This window comes from Allobosea sp. P2_B12 (assembly GCF_056404835.1).
Genome location: NZ_JBFUDG010000022.1, coordinates 2,501 through 5,841 on the forward strand (window position 1 = coordinate 2,501; position 3,341 = coordinate 5,841).

The 3,341-nt window shown below is 54.1% G+C and carries 1 tRNA gene and 2 rRNA genes; all 3 read left to right on the forward strand.

Features of this window, described 5'->3' with window-relative positions:
• Positions 1 to 26: 26 nt before the first annotated feature.
• Positions 27 to 2,841: ribosomal RNA gene (locus AC1DYU_RS25950) — 23S ribosomal RNA — on the forward strand.
• Between the two features lie 129 nt (positions 2,842 to 2,970).
• Positions 2,971 to 3,085 (forward strand): 5S ribosomal RNA (gene rrf, locus AC1DYU_RS25955).
• Between the two features lie 120 nt (positions 3,086 to 3,205).
• Positions 3,206 to 3,282, forward strand: a tRNA-Met gene (locus tag AC1DYU_RS25960).
• Positions 3,283 to 3,341 lie beyond the last annotated feature (59 nt).

The window sequence follows — 3,341 nt, forward strand, 5'->3', positions numbered from 1 at the left end:
AGCTTGCGGACATCGATCATGAGAACGATCAAGTGCCTTAAGAGCATTCGGTGGATGCCTTGGCGCTGAGAGGCGATGAAGGACGTGATACGCTGCGATAAGCCGTGGGGAGCTGCGAATGAGCTTTGATCCGCGGATTTCCGAATGGGGAAACCCACCTTCGACAATTCGTATTGTGACCGCAGACGGGGTGAAAACCTCGGCTGTTGTTGCACTACGAATTGTCACATGAAGGTATTGAAACCTGAATACATAGGGTTTCAAAGCTAACCCAGGGAACTGAAACATCTAAGTACCTGGAGGAAAGGACATCAACGAGACTCCGTTAGTAGTGGCGAGCGAACGCGGACCAGGCCAGTGCTTTCTTGGAATTAACCGGAAGTGGTTGGGAAACCACGCATCAATGGGTGATAGCCCCGTACGGATACGAAACCTTGAGAGACATGAGTAAGGCGGGACACGTGAAATCCTGTCTGAACGTGGGGGGACCACCCTCCAAGCCTAAGTACTCCTCAGCGACCGATAGTGAACAAGTACCGTGAGGGAAAGGTGAAAAGCACCCCGACGAGGGGAGTGAAATAGCACCTGAAACCGAATGCTTACAAACAGTGGGAGCTCAAGGTTCGTCCTGAGTGACCGCGTACCTTTTGTATAATGGGTCAGCGACTTAATCTGACGAGCAAGCTTAAGCCGATAGGCGTAGGCGCAGCGAAAGCGAGTCTGAACAGGGCGTTCAGTTCGTCGGATTAGACCCGAAACCGGGTGATCTAGCCATGAGCAGGTTGAAGGTAAGGTAACACTTACTGGAGGACCGAACCGGTGCCTGTTGAAAAAGTCTCGGATGACTTGTGGCTAGGGGTGAAAGGCCAATCAAACTCGGAAATAGCTGGTTCTCCGCGAAAGCTATTTAGGTAGCGCCTCGCACGAATACTCTGGGGGGTAGAGCACTGGATGGGCAAGGGGTGCTTACCGCATTACCGATCCTAACCAAACTCCGAATACCCAGAAGTACTATGCGGGAGACACACGGCGGGTGCTAACGTCCGTCGTGGAGAGGGAAACAACCCTGACTTACAGCTAAGGCCCCTAATTCGTGGCTAAGTGTGAAAGGATGTGGGAATCCCAAAACAACCAGGAGGTTGGCTTAGAAGCAGCCATCCTTTAAAGAAAGCGTAACAGCTCACTGGTCTAAACAAGGGTTCCTGCGCCGAAAATGTATCGGGGCTCAAGCCACGAGCCGAAGCTTAAGGTTTGCACTTTGTGCAAGCGGTAGCGGAGCGTTCCATAAGCCAACGAAGGCGGACCCGTGAGGGCTGCTGGAGGTATTGGAAGTGCGAATGCTGACATGAGTAACGACAAACAGTGTGAAAGACACTGTCGCCGAAAGTCCAAGGGTTCCTGCGTAAAGTTAATCTCCGCAGGGTTAGCCGGCCCCTAAGGCGAGGCCGAAAGGCGTAGTCGATGGGAATGAGGTGAATATTCCTCAGCCAGTTGGTAGTGACGGATCCCGTACGCTGTCAGATCTTATTGGATTGATCTGGCTTCCAAGGGGTTCCAGGAAATAGCTCCAACATTAGACCGTACCCTAAACCGACACAGGTGGACTGGTAGAGTATACCAAGGCGCTTGAGAGAACTATGCTGAAGGAACTCGGCAATTTACCTCCGTAACTTCGGGATAAGGAGGCCCAGTGTTCAGGCAACTGTTCATTGGGGGCACAGACCAGGGGGTAGCGACTGTTTAACTAAAACACAGGGCTCTGCGAAATCGCAAGATGACGTATAGGGTCTGACGCCTGCCCGGTGCCGGAAGGTTAAAAGGAGGTGTGCAAGCACCGAATTGAAGCCCCGGTAAACGGCGGCCGTAACTATAACGGTCCTAAGGTAGCGAAATTCCTTGTCGGGTAAGTTCCGACCTGCACGAATGGCGTAACGACTTCCCCGCTGTCTCCAGCATAGACTCAGTGAAATTGAATTCCCCGTGAAGATGCGGGGTTCCTGCGGTCAGACGGAAAGACCCCGTGCACCTTTACTGTAGCTTTGCGCTGGCATTCGTGTCGGCATGTGTAGGATAGGTGGTAGACTTTGAAGCCGAGGCGCCAGCTTTGGTGGAGTCATCCTTGAAATACCACCCTTATCGTCATGGATGTCTAACCGCGACCCGTCATCCGGGTCCGAGACAGCGCATGGCAGGCAGTTTGACTGGGGCGGTCGCCTCCCAAAGAGTAACGGAGGCGTGCGAAGGTGGGCTCAGAGCGGTCGGAAATCGCTCGTTGAGTGCAATGGCATAAGCCTGCCTGACTGCGAGACTGACACGTCGAGCAGAGTCGAAAGACGGCCATAGTGATCCGGTGGTCCCGCGTGGAAGGGCCATCGCTCAACGGATAAAAGGTACGCCGGGGATAACAGGCTGATGATTCCCAAGAGTCCATATCGACGGAATCGTTTGGCACCTCGATGTCGGCTCATCACATCCTGGGGCTGGAGAAGGTCCCAAGGGTTCGGCTGTTCGCCGATTAAAGTGGTACGTGAGCTGGGTTCAGAACGTCGTGAGACAGTTCGGTCCCTATCTGCCGTGGGTGTAGGATATTTGAGAGGATCTGCCCTTAGTACGAGAGGACCGGGGTGGACGTACCTCTGGTGGACCTGTTGTGGCGCCAGCCGCAGTGCAGGGTAGCTATGTACGGTCGGGATAACCGCTGAATGCATCTAAGCGGGAAACCCACCTCAAAACGAGATATCCCTTGAGAGCCGTGGAAGACGACCACGTTGATAGGCCGGGTGTGTAAGTGCAGTAATGTGCTCAGCTTACCGGTACTAATTGCTCGATCGGCTTGATCGTTCTCATGATCAATGTCCGCACACTTACAAATGCGAACACCGCGTCCTCGCCTGGTTCATCTCAACCGGGACAAAACGACGACGCGACGAAACAAGAAATCCCGTTTTTGCTTGCCATATTCTTTGCCGGCCCGGTGGCTTGAGCGAGAAGCCAGAACCCGATCCCATCCCGAACTCGGCCGTTAAACTTCTCAGCGCTGATGGTACTGTGTCTCAAGACCCGGGAGAGTAGGTCGTTGCCGGGCCTGCAAAGAATATGCCCTCATCACATGACAATCAGCGCGCGGCGTTGGAGCGAAAGCCCCAGCGCCGCGTTGCCGTTTAAGGACCAGTCCAACCAAAGGACTAAGTCCAGCAAGCCTTATCGCGGGGTGGAGCAGCCCGGTAGCTCGTCAGGCTCATAACCTGAAGGTCGTAGGTTCAAATCCTGCCCCCGCAACCAAAACACACCAAAACCCCGTCGCACCAGCGGCGGGGTTTTTGACGTTCCGCAGGGAAGAA